This window comes from Idiomarina ramblicola (assembly GCF_003987255.1).
Taxonomy (GTDB): Bacteria; Pseudomonadota; Gammaproteobacteria; order Enterobacterales; family Alteromonadaceae; genus Idiomarina; species Idiomarina ramblicola.
This window is the reverse complement of sequence record NZ_PIQC01000006.1, coordinates 162,533-184,506: the sequence shown is the minus strand read 5'-3', so window position 1 is coordinate 184,506 and position 21,974 is coordinate 162,533. Positions and strand designations below refer to the sequence as shown.

The following is a 21,974-nucleotide window of genomic DNA, read 5'->3' as shown; positions in this document are numbered from 1 at the left end:
CTCCTTAACCGTAACGACCAGTAATATAATCTTCTGTCTGCTTTTCAGACGGGGTAGTGAATAAAGTATCGGTATCGGCATACTCAATCAATTTACCCATATACAAAAACGCGGTCTGGTCTGATACGCGCGCTGCCTGTTGCATGTTATGCGTCACAATAACAACGGTATATTTTTCCTTGAGCTCAGTAATCAACTCTTCGATGGTCAGGGTTGAAATAGGATCCAACGCCGAAGTTGGCTCGTCCAGCAATAAAATTTCAGGCTCAATGGCAATAGAGCGTGCGATAACCACACGTTGTTGCTGACCGCCTGACAAACTGAACGCACTGGCGTTTAAGCGGTCTTTAACCTCATCCCATAACGCCGCACCACGAAGTGAGGTTTCTACCGCCTCATCCAATACCCGTTTATCTTTCACGCCCTGCAAACGTAAACCATAAACCACGTTTTCATAAATGGATTTAGGAAACGGGTTAGGACGTTGAAATACCATGCCTACGCGGCGGCGCAAAGCCGCAACATCGACGTTCTTATCGTAAATATTGTGACCGTGCATATCAATCTGGCCGTCAATACGACAGATTTCCACTAAGTCGTTCATGCGGTTAATACAACGCAACAGTGTTGATTTACCACAACCCGACGGACCGATAAACGCGGTTACGCGGTTATTGGGAATGCGCATAGAAATATCGTGCAACGCCTGATCTTCACCATAGTAAAGGTTCAGGTTTTTAATATCTAAAGCAGTCTGTTCTGCTGGCAAATTGTGTAAGTCCAGCTTTTCTAAATTGTTTGTACTCGGGTTTACCGAAATCATAAGTTCAGACCTTTTCGCTAATTCATCAAAACTTTCGTGTTCAACTGTCGTGTTCAACGTTAGTGCTCAAGTGAGCGGTATTTTTCACGTAAATGGTTACGCACACCAATTGCCGTTAAATTCAAACCAACAATAAGGGTGATCAGCAAGAATGACGTGGCGTAAACCAGCGGCCTGGCCGCTTCAACGTTTGGACTCTGGAAACCAACATCGTATATGTGGAAACCAAGGTGCATGAATTTTCTATCCAGATGGAAGTAAGGGAAGTTTCCGTCCACCGGCAGCATTGGCGCCGACTTAACTACCCCAACCAGCATCAGTGGTGCAACTTCACCAGCCGCCCTTGCGACCGCGAGAATCAGACCCGTCATAATAGCCGGTGATGCCATAGGCAGAACAATGCGCCAAATGGTTTCCCATTTCGTTGCCCCCAGCGACAAGCTGCCTTCACGCAATGTCGGCGGAATTCGCGAAAGTCCTTCCTCGGTTGCGACAATCACCACGGGCAATGTCAGTATCGCCAGAGTCACGGCAGACCATAGAACACCCGGCGTACCAAATGTCGGATTCGGTAGTGCCTCGGGGTAGAAAATCTGATCGAGACTACCGCCCACCATATAAACAAAGAAACCTAAGCCAAATACGCCATAAACAATCGACGGTACCCCGGCTAAGTTAATGACAGCAATACGAATTAATTTAGTAACCGCATTTTTACCGGCGTATTCATGCAGATAGACTGCCGCAATAACACCAAACGGAGCGACAATTACTGACATCAACAGCACCATAAATACGGTACCGAAAATGGCAGGGAAAACTCCGCCTTCGGTATTCGCTTCGCGTGGTGGCTCTGACACAAACTTGCCAATTTGCTGGAAAAAGTGACCCAGCTTGGCAAAAAAGCCCATGTCATTAGGGAAGTTAACGTCCAGCACCTGATACATAGGCACTTTTATTTCCTCGCCACGCATGTCGCGCATGATCAGCGAATCGCGCCCCGCTTTATCACGCAATGCGAACAGCTCTTTCTCATATTCCAGATACTGACTCTGCAGCTCTTCGCGGCGGCGTTCAATGTCGTTTATCGCTTCTTCAGTCAAGGTGCCGCTAAGCTCAAGGCCACGGCGTTGCAGGTTCAATTGCGTTAACTCATAGTTAATCGCGCCAATTTCACCTTCCTGCAGTTGCATCGCCTGCTCGTTCAGCTCGACGGCTCGCTCAGCCCGCTTAAACAATTCTTCTCGCAAATCGCCATGAGTCGCAACGCGTTCGCCTTGCTGCTCAACGGCAATTGGGTAACCGTAGAAATTACCATCTTTGGTCCGTTCAATAACCGCCAGATCAGCCGGTGTTTCATCGGAGCGAATCGCAGGACCCAGCACCCAGGCGAAATCCAGAGGTACATACTCACGGTTACCAATTTTCATCAAGTAACGGGTCACTTCCTCGTCTTCGTAACCATCCATGATGGTACCCGAATTACTGACTCGTGATGTCGGAACCGACTCACTCTCATAAATTTCACCAATGAGTGTGCGGGTTGAACCGTCAGCCTGTTCAATCGACATTTCATGAATGGCGGCAGGCCAGAAAAACGACAATCCGCGCCAGCCAATCATGACCACCAGTCCAATAACCGCAATTAAGCTGATACTAACTGAACCGGCGGTTAACCAGATCCAGGGCTTTCCGGACTTAAACCATGTATTCATTGAATTAAACCTCTGTTCCGGAATTACATCGAGCTGTATTTGTCACGCAAACGTTGGCGGACAAATTCAGCAATGGTGTTAAAGAAGAAGGTGAATATGAACAGCACAAATGCTGCCAGGAACAAGATTCGGTAGTGTGAACTTCCAACTTCCGACTCTGGCATCTCGACCGCAATATTGGCTGACAAGGTGCGCATACCTTCAAAAATGTTCCAGTCCATGATGGGGGTATTACCGGTTGCCATCAGTACAATCATGGTCTCGCCTACGGCGCGTCCCAGCCCCATCATAACCGCTGAGAAAATCCCCGGACTGGCTGTTAGCAGCACCACTTTCGTCAGGGTTTGCCATGGTGTCGCGCCCAGTGCCAGTGAGCCGTTGGATAAATGCTTTGGCACACTGAATACGGCATCTTCCGCAATGGAGAAAATGGTCGGGATAACCGCAAAGCCCATCGCAATACCAACAACCAGGGAGTTACGCTGGTCAAAAGTAATACCCAGCTCATTGGTTAAATAACCACGCACATTGCCATCGAACAACACTTGCTCAACCCAGGGGCTCAGGCCAAACGACAACCAGCCGACCAGAATAACAATAGGTATGAGCAGCAAAGCGGCACGCCCATCGGTAACGGTGTTACGAATATGGGAAGGTAACCTCGACCATAAAAATGCCGTCAGTATTATCGCTGCCGGCACCAGCAGCAACACGGCTATCAGGCCCGGAAGGTACCTCTCGATGATAGGGGCCAGCCAAAGCCCGGCTAAGAAACCGAGTATCACAGTCGGTAAGGCTTCCATGATTTCAACGGTTGGTTTGACGTACTTTCGTACCGAAGGTGACATGAAGTACGCCGTATAAACGGCCGCTGCCAAACCAATAGGCACCGCAAACAGCATTGCATACGCTGCGGCTTTGATGGTACCAAAAGCAATAGGAACCAAACTGTATTTAGACTCAAAGTCATCGGAACCAGAGGTCGACTGCCAGGTGTAGTCAGGCTCAGGGTACCCCTCATACCAGACTTCCTGCCACATCGCACTCCAGGTAACTTCAGGGTGTTCATTCTTAATATCAAACACACTGAAGCGATCACCACTTTGCATGATGAGGTAGTTAGCACGCGGGTCGACCATGACATGCTCTAAACTCGTCTCAAGTGGGTTGCCTCGGTAAAGATCGGCCTCTGATGTGGTATAGAAGATACCCAGTTGCCCGTTTTCTGAAACGGTATAAAAAGTCCGTCGATAATATTCAACTTCAATATCTTTAACCGGCGAGCCCGCATCAAAAGAGCGAATATATTGATATTGACGACCTTCATCTGTCGATACCTGGAACCACTGCGTTACCAACCCGGTATCGTGAGTCACCAATATCGAACTTGCTCCGGCCAATAAATAAAGGCCCGTGGCATTACCCTGTTCCCGCGCATTAACCAGCATTAATTCACGCTCAGTGACCTGACCCGACACGCCAACATCGAAGACGTGAATGCGGTTACCACGACGCGCCATAACCTGACGCAAGTCCGGGGTGACAATTAAGTCATCGATAGTGCCGTTTAGCGTGACTTTATGAAACACCGGCTTTAACGTCGTTTCGCCTGTCATAAAGTTTTCTTCTGCCGCGTATTTGGTAATCAGCAAGTTATTACCGCCCTGCACAGCAGCAAACATCATGGTGTCACCGTCGCTTTCGTAAGCCAGCTTTTCTAACGCCTGCCCACTTTCATCGACAACTAATGGTTCGCCATTATTCAATAACTCCACACGCGGCGTTATAGTGCGCTCAAGTGCGCCTGTTTGAGGGTCTTCAGCAAAAGACACTTTAAATTTAGGCTCAGCGACTATCGCTGTACCGTCGTTCAGACCGTATGCGTACTGCTTATTAACCGGCAGAGTGCTCGCAAAGCTGGTTATTTTGTCAGCAGAAACCACTTCTTTTGAGTCTATGATCTCGCCGGCCTTACGATTAACGATAGGCTTGTCGGCCAGAGCGAAGAACTCAAATTTTCCCGACTCCATAAGACGGTAACCAATCTCGGCCTGCTCTTCCATGCCCAGTGCTTCGACATCTTCACTGTTAGACAATGAAAAGCTCTGCTCCTCTTTTAAGGAAACCGACTCGAAAATAGGCTGAACAACATAAAGCAGATAGAAAAAGATAAGCAACAGCGCCACTAATACCATAACGCCACCTAGAGTGACCCCATAGCGAGCGGCACGATCTTTAAATAATCGTCCCCGGTTAGCGGCTAATTGTTGAGCTGACAGTGATGCCATCAGAAACCTCAGGTTTGAATATGCGTTACTAAAAGTCTGCAAACAGTTTAGTTGAAGAATATGACAGTATTGTTACACCACTGTCATATTTTCTTAATAATGCAGCAATAGCTATAAAAAAAGCCGGCAGCAAGCTACCGGCTAAACAAGCACAGGGACAAATTAATCTAAGCCAAGCTTTTTCAGTTCAGCTTCAACCACCGCCTTCGGCAGCCCAATATAACCGTCTTTATTGACGATATCCTGACCGGTTTTTGACAGGATCATACGCAGAAACTCACCTTCCGCTTTACCCAGCGGTTTTGTCGGGTGTTTGTTCACGTAAATGTAAAGGAAACGGGCTAATGGGTACTGACCGGCCAACGCATTCTCAGCAGTTGCGCCAATAAATTCCTGACCTTCGGCTTTTGCGATAGGCACCGCTTTAACGCCTGAAGTGACGTAGCCGATGCCCGAGTAACCAATGGCATTAATTGAGGTTGAAACTGACTGCACAACCGATGCTGAACCCGGCTGCTCGTTCACGTTAGAACGAAAATCACCGTCGCACAGGCCAATTTCTTTAAAGTAACCGTAGGTTCCGGATACCGAGTTACGACCGTAAAGCTGCAAGTCGCGGTTCGACCATTCGCCGTCCATACCCAGGTCGCCCCAGCGGTTTACTTGCTGGTTCAGCCCGCACTTGCGAGTTGATGAAAATATTGCGTCTACTTCAGGAATCGTCAAACCTTCAATTGGGTTGTCTTTGTGCACGAATACCGCCAATGCATCAATAGCAACACGGACCGGCGTCGGCTTGTAACCGTGACGCTTTTCAAAAGACTCGATTTCTTTTGACTTCATTGCACGGCTCATAGGACCGAAGTTTGATGTACCTTCAGTTAACGCCGGTGGAGCTGTAGAAGAACCGGCTGCCTGCACCTGAATGTTCACGCTTGGGTAGTTACGCTTAAATTCTTCACTCCAGAAGGTCACCATATTCGCTAAGGTATCAGAACCCACTGAAGACAAGTTGCCTGATAAGCCACTGACTTTTTCGTATTTGGGTAAATCGTCCGTTGCCGCAGCTAACGAGCTGAACGCCAGTGAACCTGCAACCACTAAACCAGTTAATGTCTTGTTCAAAGTTGATTGAAACATAGTGTATTCACCTCTAAGGGTTATTGAACTGTTTTCGAATTAAGCTCAGTTTAAGACAGTTATGTGACAGCTTTATGACAATGTGAAAAATTTATGACTAATTGACTAACAAACCGCTCGGTATACGAAATGAGAAACGGCTGCCTTTTTCCAGTGAGCTATTAATGTCCAACTGCGAGTTGTGATGTTCTATTGCATGCTTAACAATAGACAGGCCCAGCCCGGTGCCGCCACTGGCACTGTTACGATCATCTTCAACCCGGTAAAAACGTTCGGTTAAACGGGGGAGATGTTCCGCCGGTATACCTTTACCGTTATCGGTTACGCTGAACTCCGCACCGCCGGCCACCAGCTTCCACGAAACATTAATGTTGCCGCCCTCTGGCGTATAATAAATAGCATTGGTTATCAGGTTCTGCATCGCGCTGCGCAGCAAGTTCTCTTTACCATAAATTCTGACAGGGGCTACCTGAAACTCAATCGTATGCTGTTTTGCTTCATTTAAGCGTTTGGCCTCAGCCTGCAATTGTTCAAGCATCGCAGGCATATCCACTTCATGATCGAATACGTCGTCACTGGGGGTTTCCATGCGTGACAAGGTCAGCAACTGATCAACCAGATTAGACATGCGGGTACTTTGTGCATTCATGTTTTCGACGGCTTTTTGCAACATGGCAGGCGGCGTTTGCTGAGGGTCATCCATCATTTCCAGATAGCCCTGCAGAACCGTCAATGGCGTTTTTAATTCATGCGAGACATTGGCCACAAACTCGCGCCGCAAATTTTCCAGTCGTTTTACCTGAGTCACATCGCGCGCAACCAATAAAAACTGGTCTTCGCTGTAAGGCATGATGCGAATCTCAATGTCCAGGCTTTCGCGTATGGGCGATGGAATTGTCAGCTCTTCTTCAAAGTTACCTTCGTTCAGATAGGCATAAAATTCGGGGTGCCGAATCAGATTCGATAATCGTTGACCGGCATCGTCAGGCCAACGTAAACCGAAATAGAACTGCGCCAGCTTGTTACTCCACAACAGAGCACCATCGGCACGAAAGACAATAGCCGCGTCCGGCAAGGCTTCGGCTGCTTCACGAAAACGTCTTAATAAACGCGCTAAGGCTTTGCGGCGTTTCTGACTGCGTCGCTGAGAACGATAAATTCCGTCGTAGATATACGACCAGCTACCCGGCGCAGACGGTGGCATTAAGGTGCGGCTTTGCCACAACCACTTAATTAACTTTTGCTGGTAGTAATAATGCCAGCACACCAGCCCCAGCAAAGCCAGAGCGGTTATCGGCCAAAATAAGTCGAACAGCCAGCCCACAAATAAAAACGGCAGCAGGAATAAAAATAGGCTAGTCAGAGACTGCCAGTTAGAGTAGTTCCGGTCCATACTAAATCAACCTGAACTTAGCGGTTTGAGAAACGATAACCAACACCTCGTACCGTTTGGATCAAACGCTCATAGCCGTATTCAGTCAAAGCTTTACGTAGGCGGCGAATGTGTACATCGACAGTCCGGTCTTCGACATAAACGTTGGTTCCCCAAACATGGTCGAGCAATTGTTCACGGCTGTAGACCCGCTCTGGGTGTGTCATAAAAAAATGAAGTAGCTTGAACTCAGTCGGGCCCATATCCACACCTTTATCATCCACCGAAATACGGTGCGATACCGGGTCGAGTTTGAGTCCCTCAACTTCCAGCGGCTCGTCCAGAACCGTTGGGGCAACACGCCGGAAAACAGCACGCATACGAGCCATCAGTTCTTTCGGCGAAAACGGTTTGGTAATATAGTCATCTGCGCCAACTTCCAGCCCTTTGATTTTATCTTCTTCCTCACCTCTTGCGGTCAGCATGATAATGGGAATATTGCGAGTAAAATCATCGCTCTTTATCTTTTTTGCCAACTGCAGACCGGAACCGCCGGGCAGCATCCAGTCCAGCAGCACCATATCGGGGTATGGTTCAGCAATTTTACTAACAGCAGCATCAAAGTCATTGGCCTCTACGGCCTGATAACCATGTTGTTCCATCACAAAGCTTAACATCTCACGGATAGGTGCTTCGTCTTCAACAATTAGAATTCTACGTGACATGCATTGGTTCCCTAATATGAACTGATGCTGCAATTATTACTAAAGAATATGACACTTTTATGAACCTGGACACATATCTGTCAAATTTCTTATATCATTGAGCAGAGAGCCACTGCAATAACTCGTAAACAATAGGGAGAGAAACAAAGGCAAACAAAATGCCATAACCCACCATAGCCGCCGAAAGACGCGGTGCCAGCCCAGCCATAATTGCCACCGCCCCCGCTGTTATCATAGGAGGCATAGCACTCTCGAACACGGTGACCTGAACCAAGGTACTGTCAAAACCAAAACCGTACAATAGTCCAATCGTAAGCGCCGGCATCAATACTAACTTGGTTAATAAACCAATGGTTAGCGGCGTTTTACTGCCTTTAGGTAGGCGAAACTTCAGTTGAAAACCGACCGCTATCATAATTACGGGCACTAAGGTCACAGCGAGTGAATCAATGAGTCGCTGGAATACTTCGGGGTAGACCATAGATTTAGTCAACAGAGCAATGACTAACGCAATAAACGGTGGAAACGTCAAAATCTGCCGGGAAACACTGCCTATTGTCGGCTTTTCGTCTTGGTCACGATAAAGCGCAATAATAATGGTCGAGTAAATGGCCAAACCGAAAAAGGAGCCGAACTGATCGTACAATAAGCCATAAACTATCGCATCACTGCCATAAAAGGCTTCTATCATCGGGAAGCCAAAAAACGAGGTGTTACCCAGTGGTACACAAATGAGTAACGCACCGACCACTTCGCGTGGCCATTTAAAAGCGCGCCCCAGCAGCCATATAAAAATGCCACTGGCTATCAGGAGAACCCAGGGAATAACAACCGGAATCAGTAGATCAGAAGAAAATTCCAGTGCCGGAACTTTACTGAAAATAACGCCGGGCAATGCTGCATAAATAACATAGAGATTAAGAACTTGTGCGGTGTTATCCGGACATTTGCCGGTACGCTTAAGGATAAAACCAATAAGTAGGTAGAGCCCCAATACGGCGAGGTTGATCATAGCGTACAGAAAGGTTGAGAGTGACCGCTACAGTGTAGCCTGACAACCACGGTCAGGCTACTTTTGTGTTTTCTTTAAAAGAAGCGCTTACCAGGAAAAATCGTGACGGATGCCCACCGCAATAAAGTCCTGACCGACGCCGGGAGTTGCACCGCAACCACGAGTTGAGTAAGACGCGATGTCACACTCACGACCTGTGTACCAGGCATAAACACGGGTATCGCCGCTAAAGAAGTAGTCGGCTCCCACAGACAAAGACGCGTCGTTGTCGTTACCGTCATCAACGGCTTGATACTGTGCTTTAAAGACCCAGTTTTCGTACGGATGTGCCGCACTGACTAAGTAGCCGTCTGAATCATTTAAGCCGCTGATGGTTTCGAATTGTTGTAATACAACACCAACCCGAGTTTTACCCAACTTAGTTGCACCCGTCAGCTGCGTAATATCATAACCATTGACGTCACGATCAAAGGCCAGTGCCGCATAATAATTCGTTTTCTTTAGCTTGCTGTCACCATACATCAGACCAAAAGATAAGCCATCGTCAACTGCGTCGTTTTCTGAGGCAATATAAGTGACCCCAAAGCTGAAGCCTTTGTACGATGGGGAGTAGTAGGTCAGTGTATTATCCGGACGATTTTCGCCACGGAACAAGCTTTTTAGGTCGGCCTCAAAGTCTTTAAACTCATCCACAGAGCCCTGAGAGTCTTTTAAAAAGGTATCGTAACGGCCAATCATGACTTCACCGAAGTTACCGCGTAAACCAACCACCTGGTTTCTGTTAGTGACCGCATCTTCGTCGTCATCGGAGTCCGCCAAGTCCACTCCAAATTCAATTTGGTAGAACACTTCTAAGTCAGATTCCAGCTCGCTCGCACCTTTAAAGCCAAAACGCGACGAGTTACTGACCACTTCCGTGTCTGCATTGTCACCATAGTCGTTGCTTTGCAGCGACACATTCGCGCGACCATAAACCGTTAAACTGTCGTCATCGTTAGCAAAAGCCGAAAAACTGGCCGCAGTGGCAGCAAGCAATAGCGGAACCGAGTACCTTTTCATAATCATCCTCACGAGATCTAAGCTGGAACTGACTAAATTTCAGGCACATTATAGTGCCCGCAAAATTTATTGCAGTTATTTTTCTATCGTGAGTCAATTTTATGTCTTTTTTATGACACTAATATGACAGGTTTAAGTTTTATTAATTATTTATTTCAGTTTTGCTACCTGCTGCTGTTGCTTGTGCTGACTTTTGGCGTATTTAAGCCACTGTTTGGCCGACTGAGCAGTCTCTTTATAGCCACTCGCCAATTCAAAAGCTTCAACCGCCCGCTCGTAGTTGTTTAAATTGAGCGATGCCATTCCTTCTATCAGATAAAGGTTGCCTTCACTGTCCACATTGCCTTTACTGCGGCCGCGTTGGGCGTAATTCAGTGCTTCTTCATTGTTGTCCAGGGTTAAATAAAGTTGCGCTATTTGCGCCGCAAATTTGCCATGCTCAACTTTATCCGACGCCTCTTGATAAGCGCTAATGGCTTTTTTATATTCTTTTGCCTGAGTATACGCCTGAGCCACAAACTTCAGGTTATCGACAGAGGCATCCACTTTTCCTTTCGATATTGCTTGCTGCATGGTCTCAGCCGCTTTATAAGGTAATTCATTAAAGTAGTAAGCCTGAGCCAGTTGCCGCCACTCACTGCCTTTTTCGATATACCCCTGCTGATGCGCAGCTTCCAGTACCGCCAGCTGTTTTTCATCCTGCTCCAGTTGAGCGTAAACGCCCGCCAGTTGCAGCCAGTATTCAGGCTTACTGTAGCTTGTGACTAAGCGCTCCATTACCTTAGCAACCTGCTCTGGCTGTTCCAGCTCATAGTGCAATGCGCGTTTTAAAATCAACCAGTTTTCATCCGGTACTTTCTTTGCTGCATCGGCAGCTGCAATGGCTTTGTCAATAAGTGGCAAAGCGTCGCGATGTTTATCCGCCTGGTAATAAGCCTGCGCTTTCAATACCCAGGCTTTGCCCATTTCATCTTCTTCCGCCAGGCCTTCCCACTGATTTAAAAAACCAATAGCGCGTTCGAACTGACCGTCACTTAAGGCCAGCTGAGACAAACTGAACAAGGTGCTTTTTTCCAGCGACTCAGGAATAGGAGACTCTTTCACGACCTTTTCAAAATAGTTAATCGCTTGCTTCGTATTCCCCTGCTCGTAATACATGAAACCGTAAAAGTTCCACATCATGGCGCGCTCGTAGCTGTTCATGCTATCTGCTTTTTCCGCCACTTCGCCCAGTATTGAAATGCCTTCGGCCAGATTACCGTTATCAGCCTGTTCCTGAGCCCGGGCTAATTGTCCGTAGACTTTTTCCCGCAGCGCAGGCACTCGTTCTGTTTGTTGTGCCAGTACCGGGTGGGCAAAAGCCAACCAACAACCGCAAGCCACTAAAGCAATGAATTTCAATTTCATAAGTCACCCATTCAGTCCATTTCAAAGGTCATGCGGTTGCGGACACCATCCACTTCCACCGCTTCACCATCAATAACCCGGGGTTTGTATTTGAACTTCAGTACGGCATCCATCGCAGCCTGATCAAAAATACCTTCCGGTTCTGCTTGTACCACTACCGGATCTCGCACCGAGCCTTGTTTAGTTACCGTAAATTCAACCACCACATAACCTTCTATGCCACGTTGCAGGGCTCTGCGAGGGTACGCTGCCTGAACCTTCACAATAGGCAGGTATTCACCATCGCTTGCCTGCAGTGACATGCCACTGCCAATGTCTGCACCACTGTCCATGTTGGCCGAAAAGTCATAACCCGATCCGCCATCAGTATCCGCAACATCGTTATCCATCTGCGGTTGAGGTAAATCTTCCGGTGGCTGCTCAGGCTCTGGAGGACGTTCTGGCTTGCGTTCCTTTTCCTGCACTTCTTCAGGTTCAGGTGTACGCACAAAGTCCAGCACGCTGCCTCGCGGCGGTTCGCTCATTGCACCTTCGCCACCACTGATCAAAGACTGCATCAGGTAAAACAAACCAATGGTGACAAAAGCTGCAACCAGTAATGCTGCCAGGAATCTCATCATTTACTCTTCATCCGTTGCTACAGAAACGTCGTAAACCCCCGCTGAGCGGGCTGCATCCATTACCTTAATCAACACTCGGGTGTTCGATTCCTCATCCGCCTGAATCACCACCGAGCCCTGCGGGTTTTCCGCATACAAACGTTCGATATTAGCCTGTACTGCGCGTACATCCACCTGGCGCTTATCAATCCAGATTTCGTTGCTTTCACTTATCGCAATTAAGATATTGGCACGGTCTTTCTGCACGGCTGTTGCAGCATCCGGGCGGTTAACATCAATACCCGCTTCTTTCACAAAAGACGCCGTAACAATGAAGAAAATCAACATAATGAACACCACATCCAGCATCGGCGTCATATCAATAGCGCTTTCTTCTTCTTCAATTAAATTGGCAAAATGTTGCTTCATAATCTTGTCCTCAACATCACCTTAGTGACGTTCCAATAAAATTTTGTCTTCCAGCTTCATGCGCTCACGTCGGGTTGTTCGTTGCAGCCAGGTTGCGGCAAACACACCAGACAAAGCGCCAACCATACCCGCCATGGTCGGAATGGTGGCTTTGGATACACCGGATGCCATTGAACGTGCGCTACCCGTTCCTGTCACCGCCATGACATCGAATACCTCTATCATGCCCGTCACTGTACCCATCAAGCCCAGCAGTGGGCACAGCGCGACTAACGCTTTTATCACCGGCAAATTGCCACCTAATGCCAGGCTCACACGTGAAATCATCGCCTGCCGAATTTGCTCAGCGTTCCAGGAAGACTTATCTTCGCGCTGCTGCCAACGTTGCCGCGTTTCTTTCACATTTTTACGGTGTCCGTTGAGGTAATAAAAAATGCGTTCAAGAATCATCAGCCACATAGTAAAAATGAGGATACCGATGACCAGCAGAACTTGTCCGCCGGCCTCGATGAAGTCTCTAATCGCATTACTGAATTCAATGAGGAATAACACGGTTACTCTCCTCGCTCAGACCGCTCCGCGATAATGCCGGATGCTTGTTCCTGCAGTATATGAATCAGGTTTTTGCTGCGGGTATGTAACGTTGCGAACAATAATGTCATTGGAATCGCAACCACCAAACCCAGTACCGTTGTTACCAGAGCTTGCGAAATACCACCCGCCATCAGTTTCGGGTCACCGGTACCAAACAAGGTAATTGCCTGGAAGGTTTTGATCATGCCGGTTACGGTTCCTAACAGACCCATCAGCGGTGCGACCACTGAAATAATCTTGATGAACGTGAGGTTACGAGTAATCTTCGGCACTTCACGCATAATGCCTTCGCTGAGTTTGAGCTCCAGCGTTTCGGTATCTGCCTGTGGGTGTTTTTCCTTAATGAGCATGACACGACCCAACGGGTTATCATCGCTTGCCTTGTCTTTCTTCAACTGACGCTTCACTTTGTTACCCAGTAACATCAGTGAGACAAAGCGCTCCAGCGCGAACAGCAGACCAATAGCACCCAATGCTAAAATGATGTAACCAACAGTTCCGCCCTGATCGACGCGTTCGCTCAGGCTAGGTGCCTGCACCAGCAAACCAAGAATCGAGCCACCGGTAGGATCCAGACCAAAGGTCACAATGCCGCTGTCGGTTTGTTGAATATCTTCCGCGGTATTCAGATAACGGCCCGATGGTTGACGTACTAATTCAGCGACTGAACCGGTTTCACCCACACGCTCCAGATACTTGCCGTCCGCAACCAGGTTGAATGCACCGACACGAACCACTTCTTTTTCTGACTTGTCGCCGTTTGCCGCGGTAACCTGAGTGTTAAACTCAGCGACTTTACCGGACTCTGTCATTTCCTGTTGCAGAGCAAACCAGACACTTTCGATGTCTTCAATAGACGCCAGCTTAGACGATGACCCCATTCTTTCAGCAAGCTCAGATAACTGTTCTACACGCCCCGGATACTGAGCCGATATCACAGAGTTATTAAAGTTACTGGACGCATCATTCGCCACCTGCTGCAGCACACCGAACAGCTCTTTCAGGGACCCCATACGCTGGGTTAACGTGTCGCTTAAGTTACCTAAATCAACTTCATTCTGCTCGAACTGAGTTTCCAGCTCTTCTGCACGTTGCTCTAAGCGATTGCGCTCGGCAATGGCATCCGCCAACATGGCTTTTTGCTCTTGCTCTTGAGCGCGGAAACGCTGCTCACGCTCTTTGTTGCTCTCTGATTGAGAAAACTGGCCTTGTTGCAACTGCTGTAATAGCTCATCTAAATTAATCGGGTCCTGAGGAACCGGAGCCGATAAGGCAGTAACAGAAGCACATGCCAGCATCGTTACTGAAAACCACTTGGTAATACGCTGTGTTAAATTCATGGCTACCACTCCTTATTGGCCGGCGCTGTTGTGAGTTGAGCTGCTCGATTTATTAGCAAACAGCGGCATCATCAGTAAGTCAGGAGCCAGTTGTTTTCTGGCGATGCGAATGGCTTCTTCTACTGCCGGTAAGTGCTTACTATCCAGTTCTTGCCAGCTACGCTCTTCTTGATCCCAAAGGCCTAAATGCTGACCATCACGCGTTTTATAAATCAGCGCAACGCGGCCGATACGGAGATAAGTGACATCTTGCTGCTGACCATTAATTTCATGTTCCGCGGTATAGGCTTCAATATTGCGGCCATAGTCAGCTTCAATCTGATAGGCTTCCATCACCCGACGAAACTTCTCAGAAACATCAACGTTCGCGCGTTCCATTAAATCATTCAGGTGTTGTAAGCGTTCACTTCGCTCGGTCTGCAAGAAAGGCACATCCAGCTCGACAAAGGACTCCAGTGAGTCAATCATCCGCAGCATTAATGGGGTAATTTGGCGTTCGACATAACTCACCTGATCGATAGAGTTACTGATGTCTTGCTTTTCGCTTTCCTGGCTGCCAATTTGTTGTTCAATTTGTGCGGTATAAACGTTTAATCCATCAATTTCTTTCATGATGCGTTTATACTGTTGCAGGCGTTCCTGCATATCATCGGAAATTTGATCGATGGTGAGCTGAGACTGACGCGCAGATTCATTGATAGAGGACGCCTGATCGACGACAGGCTCCAGTTTATCCTGCTGCGATTGCGCCGGAGCAGCAATTAAGATAGCGACAGCTAAAGCGCCAACAGAAGTAATTAACTTCATAAACTATGACCTTTGTGAATTAATTTGTGGCGACTTTAGTGACTTTTCATGACAGCTTAATGACTAAAGTATGTCATTTTTATGTCAGTGGCTTTCTTGAAGTGGTTTGGAATGCTTTATTGCGTTATGTCAGGCAATGAATTAGTTTATCCGTATCGGCTCAATTCGTTGACATTAGTCTATGGCAATCAAAAGTATTTCTTCCTCCTTATTAACCCGGGTACTCTCTGTTTATTTTGTACTGACTTTGATCGTCACTGCGGTGCAAATAGGAGCTGAATACTTCGATACTAAGCGCGTACTGATTGCCGAACTACAAAACCAGCAAAGTACCTTTAATGGTTCCCTGACTCGTTCACTGTGGGAATTCAACAGTAATCAAATTGATACTATTGCCGACGGTCTTATCGGCATCCCCGCTATTGCCGGTGTTCTTATTCGTGACGACGCCGGAAATATTCTGGTGCAGCTGGGCGAAACAACAGAAATGAGCGACTTACCCGATGACAACAGCGAAGGCATGTTATTACCGGAGCGCGAAGGCATTTTTGGTTACTACGATTCTTTAATATTTGAGTTCTCTGGTCACTCCACTAAAGTCGGCGATGTCAGCCTGTTTTCAACGCGTGACATTGCCATTGACCGTATAAAAGTCAGTCTCGGCTTTATTATCGGTAACGCCATTATCAAGAGTACCTTCCTTATTGTGCTTTTTACCATTGCTTTTAACCGCATGTTAAGCCGCCCGTTAAGTGACCTGACCCAGCAAATTAAAGGTTTCCGGCTGGATAATCTGGAGCGCTCCAGAATCCGCCTGAACGATCAGCACAATAATGAGCTGGTATTAGTCGAGCAGGCTTATAACCAGTTACTCGATAATATTGAAGAATACCAGGCAGACTTAGACAGAACACAGAAGAAACTCAAAGCAGCCAATCGACAACTGGACGAACAGAACGCGATACTGGAACAGGAAGTCGCGCGCAAAACATCGCGTTTAAGCCAGGTTATGTTGGATTTGGAACAACGAAAAAACGAACTGGAAATGCGTCAGGAAAAGCTGGAGCGAGAAGTGGGTCAGCGGCGAGCCATTGAAAATACCTTACGCCAGTCGAACCAACGCTTAGAGTCTTCCCTTAACCACCTACGGGAAACCCAGCAACAGTTGATTGAATCAGAGAAAATGGCGTCTTTAGGCGGCTTAGTGGCTGGCATTACTCACGATGTGAATACACCCATTGGCATTAGTGTCACCGCTTCCTCTTATTTACGCGAAAAACTGGATACGCTGGATCAGTCCCTGCTTAACAAAGAGCTGACTCAGGCGCAATTGAAGAAGTTTATTGACGAAGGGCGCGAAAGCCTTAACTTACTGGACAATAACTTACACCGCGCGTCCGATCTCATCAGCAGCTTTAAACAAGTGGCGGTCGATCAGGCATCGGACGCCATCCGCGATATTAATCTGAAAAGTTATATCGAAGATCTCGTGCAGTCACTGCAGCCGCATTTAAAGAAAACCAAACACCAGGTACAACTTGAGTGCGCCGATGACATTTTCATACGCTGCCCGGCGGGTGCGTTATCGCAAATTTTTACCAATTTAATCCTCAACTCTTTACGCCATGCGTTTGAAGGTGTTGAAGAAGGCATCATGACAATTTCTATCCAGCTTAATGGCGATACGCTGCAGGTAAGCTATTCCGACAACGGTAACGGCTTATCAGACGCTCAGCTTAATCGCTTATTCGACCCCTTCTTTACGACAAAACGTGACCAGGGCGGCAGTGGACTGGGAACTCACATTGTCAGAAACCTGGTTACCCAAACCTTGTCTGGTGAAATTAGAGCCGAGAGTGAACCCGGCAAAGGTTTGAGCTATTTCTTTTCGTTTCCTGTACAGGTTTTAAACTGACAGACCTGCCCTAACGGGATACAATCGCAGCGGTTATTTTTATTTACTATATTGCGACAGGAACAGCTTACCTATGTGGTTTAAAAATCTTCGGTTTTATCAATTCAGCGAAACCTTCTCACTGCCGGATAACTTCTCTGAGCAATTGGCTGAACACAGCTTTCACCCCTGTTCGCGATCGGACCAAAGCTCGTTTGGCTGGACCTCGCCTTTTGGCGCAGACAATGACGTACTGACCCATAGCCTGGGTAACTGTTGGCTGCTTTGTGCAAAGCGCGAAGAAAAGGTATTACCCAGCACCGTCGTCAACGCGCAACTGGACGAAAAAGTCCGTCAAATAAGCGATGCGGAAGGCCGTTCGGTTCCGCGTAAAGAAAAACAGAATCTTAAAGAAGACTTAATTCACCAGCTTTTACCACAGGCATTCAGTCGTTTTCGCCAAAGCTGGGGCTACATTGACCTTGACCGACAAATCATCGCTATTGATGAGTCCGCGGCCAATAAAGCCGAGGACTTTTTAGGCTTACTACGCTCCTCTGTTGGTTCTCTGCCTGTGCGCCCGGTAAGCCCTGGCGATGCCGTTGAAACCTACCTGACTCACTGGCTGCAAACCACTGAGTTACCGCAACCCTTCGAGTTTGGTGATGAAGCCGAACTGCGTTCTCCTCAAGCTGATGGCGGTATTATTCGTTGCAAGCAGGAAGACTTAACCCGCGAAGACATTCAGGCGCACTTAGCGGGCGGCAAGCAAGTTACTCGTTTAGGTCTGGTATGGCAGGAAAACTTAGAGTTTATTATCGAATCGGATATGGCCCTAAAGCGAGTAAAGCCGACCGATCGTTTGCTGGACGCCAAAGATGACTTAGTTGATCCGAGCCCGGAAGAAAAAATTGATGCCGACTTTGCCTTAGTCAGTGCAGAAGTCGGACTTTTATTTGACGATTTAAAGCGAGCCTTTGGCTAAGAAAGTAACTCCAGCATTTGGCGGTAGGATTCCTGAACCGCTTCCTGCTGCCAAAAATCATCCGTCTTAATAATGCCCCGCATTTGGTACTCAACAACCGTCACGCTGTTTTTATTGGATTGTGCATTGCCGGTTAATAAGCTGGCCAAGTGCACAATATCGCAGTAGTTCACCGTTATCGCATCGTCTAGTTCCAGCCGGCCTTTGTGGAAATGCAGCGGCACTTGCACCAAATTTGGTGTGAATTGCCAGTAGCTTAGAATATTACTGCCTAGCGCCGAACTGAACTGGGTAATACACTCATTAATAAACGAAGGATTTGCAAAACTGTCTTCAAATTCGTTCGCCATACGTAAAATTGGCGCAACGCCGATGCGCGAAACCATACCCGCCAACAGCGATACATCTTGGTGCAAGCGGTGACCAATGCCTCTTCTTTGTAAGTCCTGGGTGATAACAACCGACGCCGCCGCAATCTCGCGACTTTCCTTAATAAATTGCTCAGAGAACATTTTGACTATGTCATTATCGGGTTTGAACACCTGTTCCATAGCCATTGCCAGTGCCAGAGTCCGAATACGCCGCATACCGATACGGGTCAACGCCTGCATCAAACTCTCGGCTTTATTTCTTCCGCCCAGATACGCACTGTTTGCCAGACGAATCAGACGGGCGCTCAATACGGTATCTTGCTGAATAATATGACTGAGATCATGCAGGTTACAGTCCGGATCCATGGTGGCATTACGCACTTGTTCTGCGGTTTCAGGTAAGCCCGGAAGCTTCAGCTCATCGCGTTTAAGCCGCTCGTCAATTAGCAGATATAACGCATTTTGCGATGACATTTTGATTCCTTATTATTATGGTTTTCTTGCTTCTCAAAAAGCTTGGAAGTAGATTAACAGAACTTGCCAACAACACAATTTAAACAAAAGTCATATTATGAAAAAAACACTGTTTAGTTTAGCTCCACTGGCGCTGGTTTTAATGGGCTGCAGCGATCCAGAACCGGTCGATAGCAAATCAACGCAGAATTACGAATTAGTCGCTGACGCTGAACAAAGGCTCGATATTTATACACCTTATCAGCTCAAAACCGACTTATCGCACCTATCAGACGACCAGAAAAAGATGGTCAGTTTACTCATCGATGCGTCTGAAATTATGGATAACCTATTTTGGCAGCAGGCTTTCCCCGAGAATAGAGAAAACCTTTTAAACCGTGTTGAAGGTGACGTGCGTGAATTTACCGCGATTAACTACGGCCCCTGGGATCGACTGAATAATAATAAACCTTTCTTAACAGGCTTTGACGACAAGCCTGAAGGGGCTAATTTTTATCCTTCGGACATGAGCAAAACTGAATTTGAAAATGCCGACCTTGCTGACAAAGACAGTTTATACACGTTGCTGCGCCGTGATGAGCAAGGTGAGTTAATTACCGTACCCTACTCAGAAGCCTTTAAAGACGCTTTAACCAAAGCCTCAGATTTACTTCATAAAGCAGCCGATTTAGCCGAAAGTGAGGACTTTGCCAACTACTTGCGCCTTCGCGCTGATGCTTTTTTGAGTAATGAATATCAGCCATCCGATATGGCCTGGATGGAAATGACCGATAACGACGTCGATGTGGTTATTGGTCCCATCGAAAATTACGAAGATCACCTCTTTGGTTACAAGACGGCGTTCGAGTCCTACGTTTTAATTAAGGACACAGAATGGAGCCAGCGTCTGGACAAATACGCTCAATATCTGCCGCAATTACAAGAAGGCCTGCCGGTTGAGTCGGCTTATAAAGCCGAGATGCCCGGAGCGAACGCCCAGTTGAATGCCTATGACGCGGTCTATTATGCCGGGCACTCAAATGCCGGCAGCAAAACCATTGCCATTAACCTGCCGAACGACGAAGAAGTTCAGTTAGAGAAAGGTACACGCCGATTGCAGCTTAAAAATGCCATGCAGGCTAAGTTCGATAAAATTCTGCTGCCTATTTCAAAGCAGTTAATTGTTCCTGAACAGCGTGACAACATTACGTTTAATGCGTTTTTCGCCAACACCATGTTTCATGAAGTGGCACACGGTCTGGGCATTAAAAACACTCTGAATGACAAAGGCACGGTGCGCTCCGCTTTAAAAGAGCACGCCTCGGCTTTAGAAGAGGGCAAAGCCGATATTCTGGGCCTTTACATGGTTACTCAGTTGTTTGAACAAGGCGTTCTGGCAGAGGGTGAGCTGGAAGACTATTACACCACCTTTATGGCGAGCATTTTCCGTTCAGTGCGCTTTGGTGCTTCCAGTGCTCATGGCAAAGCCAATATGATTCGTTTTAACTACTTTGCTGACGCCGGTGCATTCCAGCGTAATGAGCAAGGGCAGTACGCTATTGATATGGACAAAATGCGAGCCGCCATGAACAGCCTTTCAGAAAAGATTCTGACGCTGCAAGGTGACGGTGACTACAACGGTGTCGCTGAACTGGTTGCGACGCTTGGCGTTGTCAGCCCACAACTACAAGCCGACTTAGACAAACTCGCCGACGCCGGCATTCCTGTTGACGTCACCTTCAAACAAGGCAAAGACGTGCTAGGGCTATAGGGCAGGTTGTCACTTGCTTCGCTTGAACATTGAGCCACGAACGCTGATGTTACAGGAACTACTGTGGAGGACGCCCGTAAATACATCCCTGTAGGGCTTGGGCAGCGCCATCCATGGCGCTGCACACCTCCTCAGTAGCTCCTGTAACCATTGAGCGCGCTCATGGCTCAATATCCCACCCAATACCAATGGCAGATAGGGCCGGTTGTCACTTGTAAGCGTTATGAATATTGAGCCTTTTCGCGTAGCCTGATGCTATTGCATCAGGTGAGATAGTCGAGCACCTCACCTGACGTAGAACGTCAGGCTACCAAGTCTCCGTCACAGGGGGCTCAATGTGCAAGCGAAACAAGTGACAACCGGCCCTAACCTCCCAACTTAGCTATTGCACTGCAAATATATTCGATCTAGCATATATATGGATTATCGAATATATAATGTTGGCCATGATGACGAAAGTTTTGTTTCTGTGTACAGCGAATTCTGCGCGGTCTTTGATGGCGGAGGCTATTTTTCGGCAGTTTGCCGGTGATGACTTTGAGGTTGCCAGTGCCGGTACTAAGCCGACACAACCTGAGCCGGGGGCTTTAGCGGCATTAGAGCACTTGGGTGTTGAAACTGATGGGCTGCATTCAAAAGCGCTTGATGAAATTAATCTCAATAACTTTCATTACGTGATAAGCCTGTGTGATCGGGCCCGCACCGAGTGCCAGGCTTTATCCGGCGACCAGCATTTCATTGCCTGGGATTTTCCTGACCCAGTAACCAGCAAAAAAGCCGATGCGTTTAAAAAAACGGCACATGAATTAAGCGATCGCATAAAAATGCTGCTGCTTATTTTGCGTAAAAAAACTGACCGCCCGCAGTTGTTTGATGCACCGCATGAGTTCTTCAAAATTTTGGCTGACCCGCTGCGTCTGCAAATGATTTTAATGCTTCAACACCATGGCGAATTATGTGTTTGTCAGCTCGTGGACGCGACCGGCATGTCACAGCCTAAGGTGTCACGGCATTTAGCGCAGCTGCGCGAATACGGCTTATTGGCCGACCGTAAAGATCAGCGCTGGGTATACTATCGAATTAACCCAGCTCTGCAGGACTGGATGGCGACTATGATTAAAACCACGGCGACTTATCATGCGTCGCTAATCCCTGAAATAACGCTAGGGTGAGACATTAAAAGGAGTCTT

At 47.6% G+C, this 21,974-nt stretch carries 19 protein-coding genes; 4 read left to right on the top strand and 15 right to left on the bottom strand.

The features are described 5' to 3' along the window. Positions 1-4: 4 nt before the first annotated feature. From pstB to CWI78_RS09360, 14 genes are all read right to left on the bottom strand, one after another. A complete protein-coding gene (gene pstB / locus CWI78_RS09425; RefSeq protein ID WP_126782505.1) occupies positions 5-823 on the bottom strand; it encodes a phosphate ABC transporter ATP-binding protein PstB in 819 nt (272 codons plus the stop codon). Between the two features lie 59 nt (positions 824-882). Further along, positions 883-2,538: a phosphate ABC transporter permease PstA gene (pstA, locus tag CWI78_RS09420; protein WP_126782503.1), complete on the bottom strand. Its 1,656-nt coding sequence runs from the start codon at positions 2,536-2,538 to the stop codon at positions 883-885. 23 nt (positions 2,539-2,561) lie between these two features. Further along, positions 2,562-4,826: an ABC transporter permease subunit gene (locus CWI78_RS09415; protein ID WP_126782501.1), complete on the bottom strand. Its 2,265-nt coding sequence runs from the start codon at positions 4,824-4,826 to the stop codon at positions 2,562-2,564. A gap of 162 nt (positions 4,827-4,988) precedes the next feature. Then, positions 4,989-5,966, bottom strand: a complete 978-nt coding sequence (locus CWI78_RS09410) for a PstS family phosphate ABC transporter substrate-binding protein (protein WP_208642043.1) — start codon at positions 5,964-5,966, stop codon at positions 4,989-4,991. 97 nt (positions 5,967-6,063) lie between these two features. Next, entirely contained in the window at positions 6,064-7,359 is a 1,296-nt protein-coding gene (phoR, locus tag CWI78_RS09405; RefSeq protein WP_126782499.1) for a phosphate regulon sensor histidine kinase PhoR, read from the bottom strand. Between the two features lie 17 nt (positions 7,360-7,376). Continuing rightward, complete coding sequence (gene phoB, locus CWI78_RS09400) at positions 7,377-8,063, bottom strand: phosphate regulon transcriptional regulator PhoB (protein WP_126782497.1); 687 nt, start codon at positions 8,061-8,063, stop codon at positions 7,377-7,379. A 94-nt stretch (positions 8,064-8,157) separates the two neighbouring features. Then, positions 8,158-9,075, bottom strand: coding sequence for an AEC family transporter (locus CWI78_RS09395; RefSeq protein ID WP_126782495.1), 918 nt, complete (start codon positions 9,073-9,075; stop codon positions 8,158-8,160). Positions 9,076-9,162: 87 nt separating this feature from the next. Beyond that, the gene (locus CWI78_RS09390) at positions 9,163-10,134 is read right to left on the bottom strand and encodes a porin (protein ID WP_126782493.1); all 972 of its coding nucleotides are present in this window, start codon (positions 10,132-10,134) and stop codon (positions 9,163-9,165) included. Between the two features lie 150 nt (positions 10,135-10,284). Further along, positions 10,285-11,541 (bottom strand): CDC27 family protein, encoded by a 1,257-nt coding sequence (locus CWI78_RS09385; protein ID WP_126782491.1) that lies wholly within the window; start codon positions 11,539-11,541, stop codon positions 10,285-10,287. Between the two features lie 11 nt (positions 11,542-11,552). Beyond that, on the bottom strand, positions 11,553-12,161 hold the full coding sequence (locus CWI78_RS09380; protein WP_126782489.1) for an energy transducer TonB: 609 nt from the start codon (positions 12,159-12,161) through the stop codon (positions 11,553-11,555). Continuing rightward, positions 12,162-12,569: an ExbD/TolR family protein gene (locus CWI78_RS09375; protein ID WP_126782487.1), complete on the bottom strand. Its 408-nt coding sequence runs from the start codon at positions 12,567-12,569 to the stop codon at positions 12,162-12,164. Between the two features lie 21 nt (positions 12,570-12,590). Beyond that, positions 12,591-13,121: a MotA/TolQ/ExbB proton channel family protein gene (locus CWI78_RS09370; protein WP_126782485.1), complete on the bottom strand. Its 531-nt coding sequence runs from the start codon at positions 13,119-13,121 to the stop codon at positions 12,591-12,593. Positions 13,122-13,123: 2 nt separating this feature from the next. Continuing rightward, positions 13,124-14,503: a MotA/TolQ/ExbB proton channel family protein gene (locus CWI78_RS09365; RefSeq protein ID WP_126782483.1), complete on the bottom strand. Its 1,380-nt coding sequence runs from the start codon at positions 14,501-14,503 to the stop codon at positions 13,124-13,126. Between the two features lie 12 nt (positions 14,504-14,515). After that, positions 14,516-15,310: a DUF3450 domain-containing protein gene (locus tag CWI78_RS09360; RefSeq protein ID WP_126782481.1), complete on the bottom strand. Its 795-nt coding sequence runs from the start codon at positions 15,308-15,310 to the stop codon at positions 14,516-14,518. Positions 15,311-15,491: 181 nt separating this feature from the next. On the opposite strand from CWI78_RS09360, the gene CWI78_RS09355 reads away from it, so the two are divergent. Beyond that, positions 15,492-17,225 (top strand): sensor histidine kinase, encoded by a 1,734-nt coding sequence (locus tag CWI78_RS09355; protein WP_126782479.1) that lies wholly within the window; start codon positions 15,492-15,494, stop codon positions 17,223-17,225. A gap of 73 nt (positions 17,226-17,298) precedes the next feature. Further along, on the top strand, positions 17,299-18,189 hold the full coding sequence (gene rdgC, locus CWI78_RS09350) for a recombination-associated protein RdgC (RefSeq protein ID WP_126782477.1): 891 nt from the start codon (positions 17,299-17,301) through the stop codon (positions 18,187-18,189). Here rdgC and CWI78_RS09345 read toward each other — a convergent pair. Then, positions 18,186-19,034 carry an HDOD domain-containing protein gene (locus CWI78_RS09345; RefSeq protein WP_126782475.1) on the bottom strand — a complete coding sequence of 283 codons (849 nt, stop codon included), beginning with the start codon at positions 19,032-19,034 and terminating at the stop codon, positions 18,186-18,188. The genes rdgC and CWI78_RS09345 overlap by 4 nt on opposite strands. 97 nt (positions 19,035-19,131) lie before the next feature. Between CWI78_RS09345 and CWI78_RS09340 the strand changes: the two genes are divergently transcribed. Further along, positions 19,132-20,784 carry a dipeptidyl-peptidase 3 family protein gene (locus CWI78_RS09340; protein WP_126782473.1) on the top strand — a complete coding sequence of 551 codons (1,653 nt, stop codon included), beginning with the start codon at positions 19,132-19,134 and terminating at the stop codon, positions 20,782-20,784. A gap of 437 nt (positions 20,785-21,221) precedes the next feature. Further along, a complete protein-coding gene (locus tag CWI78_RS09335) occupies positions 21,222-21,956 on the top strand; it encodes a metalloregulator ArsR/SmtB family transcription factor (RefSeq protein WP_126782471.1) in 735 nt (244 codons plus the stop codon). Positions 21,957-21,974 lie beyond the last annotated feature (18 nt).

Excerpts from the sequence above, each read along its gene's own strand:
- CWI78_RS09390 (WP_126782493.1), bottom strand. The coding sequence starts at position 10,134 with ATGAAAAGGTACTCGGTTCCGCTATTGCTTGCTGCCACTGCGGCCAGT.
- CWI78_RS09395 (WP_126782495.1), bottom strand. The coding sequence starts at position 9,075 with ATGATCAACCTCGCCGTATTGGGGCTCTACCTACTTATTGGTTTTATC.
- pstA (WP_126782503.1), bottom strand. The coding sequence starts at position 2,538 with ATGAATACATGGTTTAAGTCCGGAAAGCCCTGGATCTGGTTAACCGCC.
- CWI78_RS09360 (WP_126782481.1), bottom strand. The coding sequence starts at position 15,310 with ATGAAGTTAATTACTTCTGTTGGCGCTTTAGCTGTCGCTATCTTAATT.
- CWI78_RS09415 (WP_126782501.1), bottom strand. The coding sequence starts at position 4,826 with ATGGCATCACTGTCAGCTCAACAATTAGCCGCTAACCGGGGACGATTA.
- CWI78_RS09385 (WP_126782491.1), bottom strand. The coding sequence starts at position 11,541 with ATGAAATTGAAATTCATTGCTTTAGTGGCTTGCGGTTGTTGGTTGGCT.
- CWI78_RS09335 (WP_126782471.1), top strand. The coding sequence starts at position 21,222 with ATGTTGGCCATGATGACGAAAGTTTTGTTTCTGTGTACAGCGAATTCT.
- rdgC (WP_126782477.1), top strand. The coding sequence starts at position 17,299 with ATGTGGTTTAAAAATCTTCGGTTTTATCAATTCAGCGAAACCTTCTCA.
- phoR (WP_126782499.1), bottom strand. The coding sequence starts at position 7,359 with ATGGACCGGAACTACTCTAACTGGCAGTCTCTGACTAGCCTATTTTTA.
- CWI78_RS09410 (WP_208642043.1), bottom strand. The coding sequence starts at position 5,966 with ATGTTTCAATCAACTTTGAACAAGACATTAACTGGTTTAGTGGTTGCA.
- CWI78_RS09340 (WP_126782473.1), top strand. The coding sequence starts at position 19,132 with ATGAAAAAAACACTGTTTAGTTTAGCTCCACTGGCGCTGGTTTTAATG.
- CWI78_RS09355 (WP_126782479.1), top strand. The coding sequence starts at position 15,492 with ATGGCAATCAAAAGTATTTCTTCCTCCTTATTAACCCGGGTACTCTCT.
- CWI78_RS09365 (WP_126782483.1), bottom strand. The coding sequence starts at position 14,503 with ATGAATTTAACACAGCGTATTACCAAGTGGTTTTCAGTAACGATGCTG.
- pstB (WP_126782505.1), bottom strand. The coding sequence starts at position 823 with ATGATTTCGGTAAACCCGAGTACAAACAATTTAGAAAAGCTGGACTTA.
- CWI78_RS09380 (WP_126782489.1), bottom strand. The coding sequence starts at position 12,161 with ATGATGAGATTCCTGGCAGCATTACTGGTTGCAGCTTTTGTCACCATT.
- phoB (WP_126782497.1), bottom strand. The coding sequence starts at position 8,063 with ATGTCACGTAGAATTCTAATTGTTGAAGACGAAGCACCTATCCGTGAG.
- CWI78_RS09345 (WP_126782475.1), bottom strand. The coding sequence starts at position 19,034 with ATGTCATCGCAAAATGCGTTATATCTGCTAATTGACGAGCGGCTTAAA.
- CWI78_RS09375 (WP_126782487.1), bottom strand. The coding sequence starts at position 12,569 with ATGAAGCAACATTTTGCCAATTTAATTGAAGAAGAAGAAAGCGCTATT.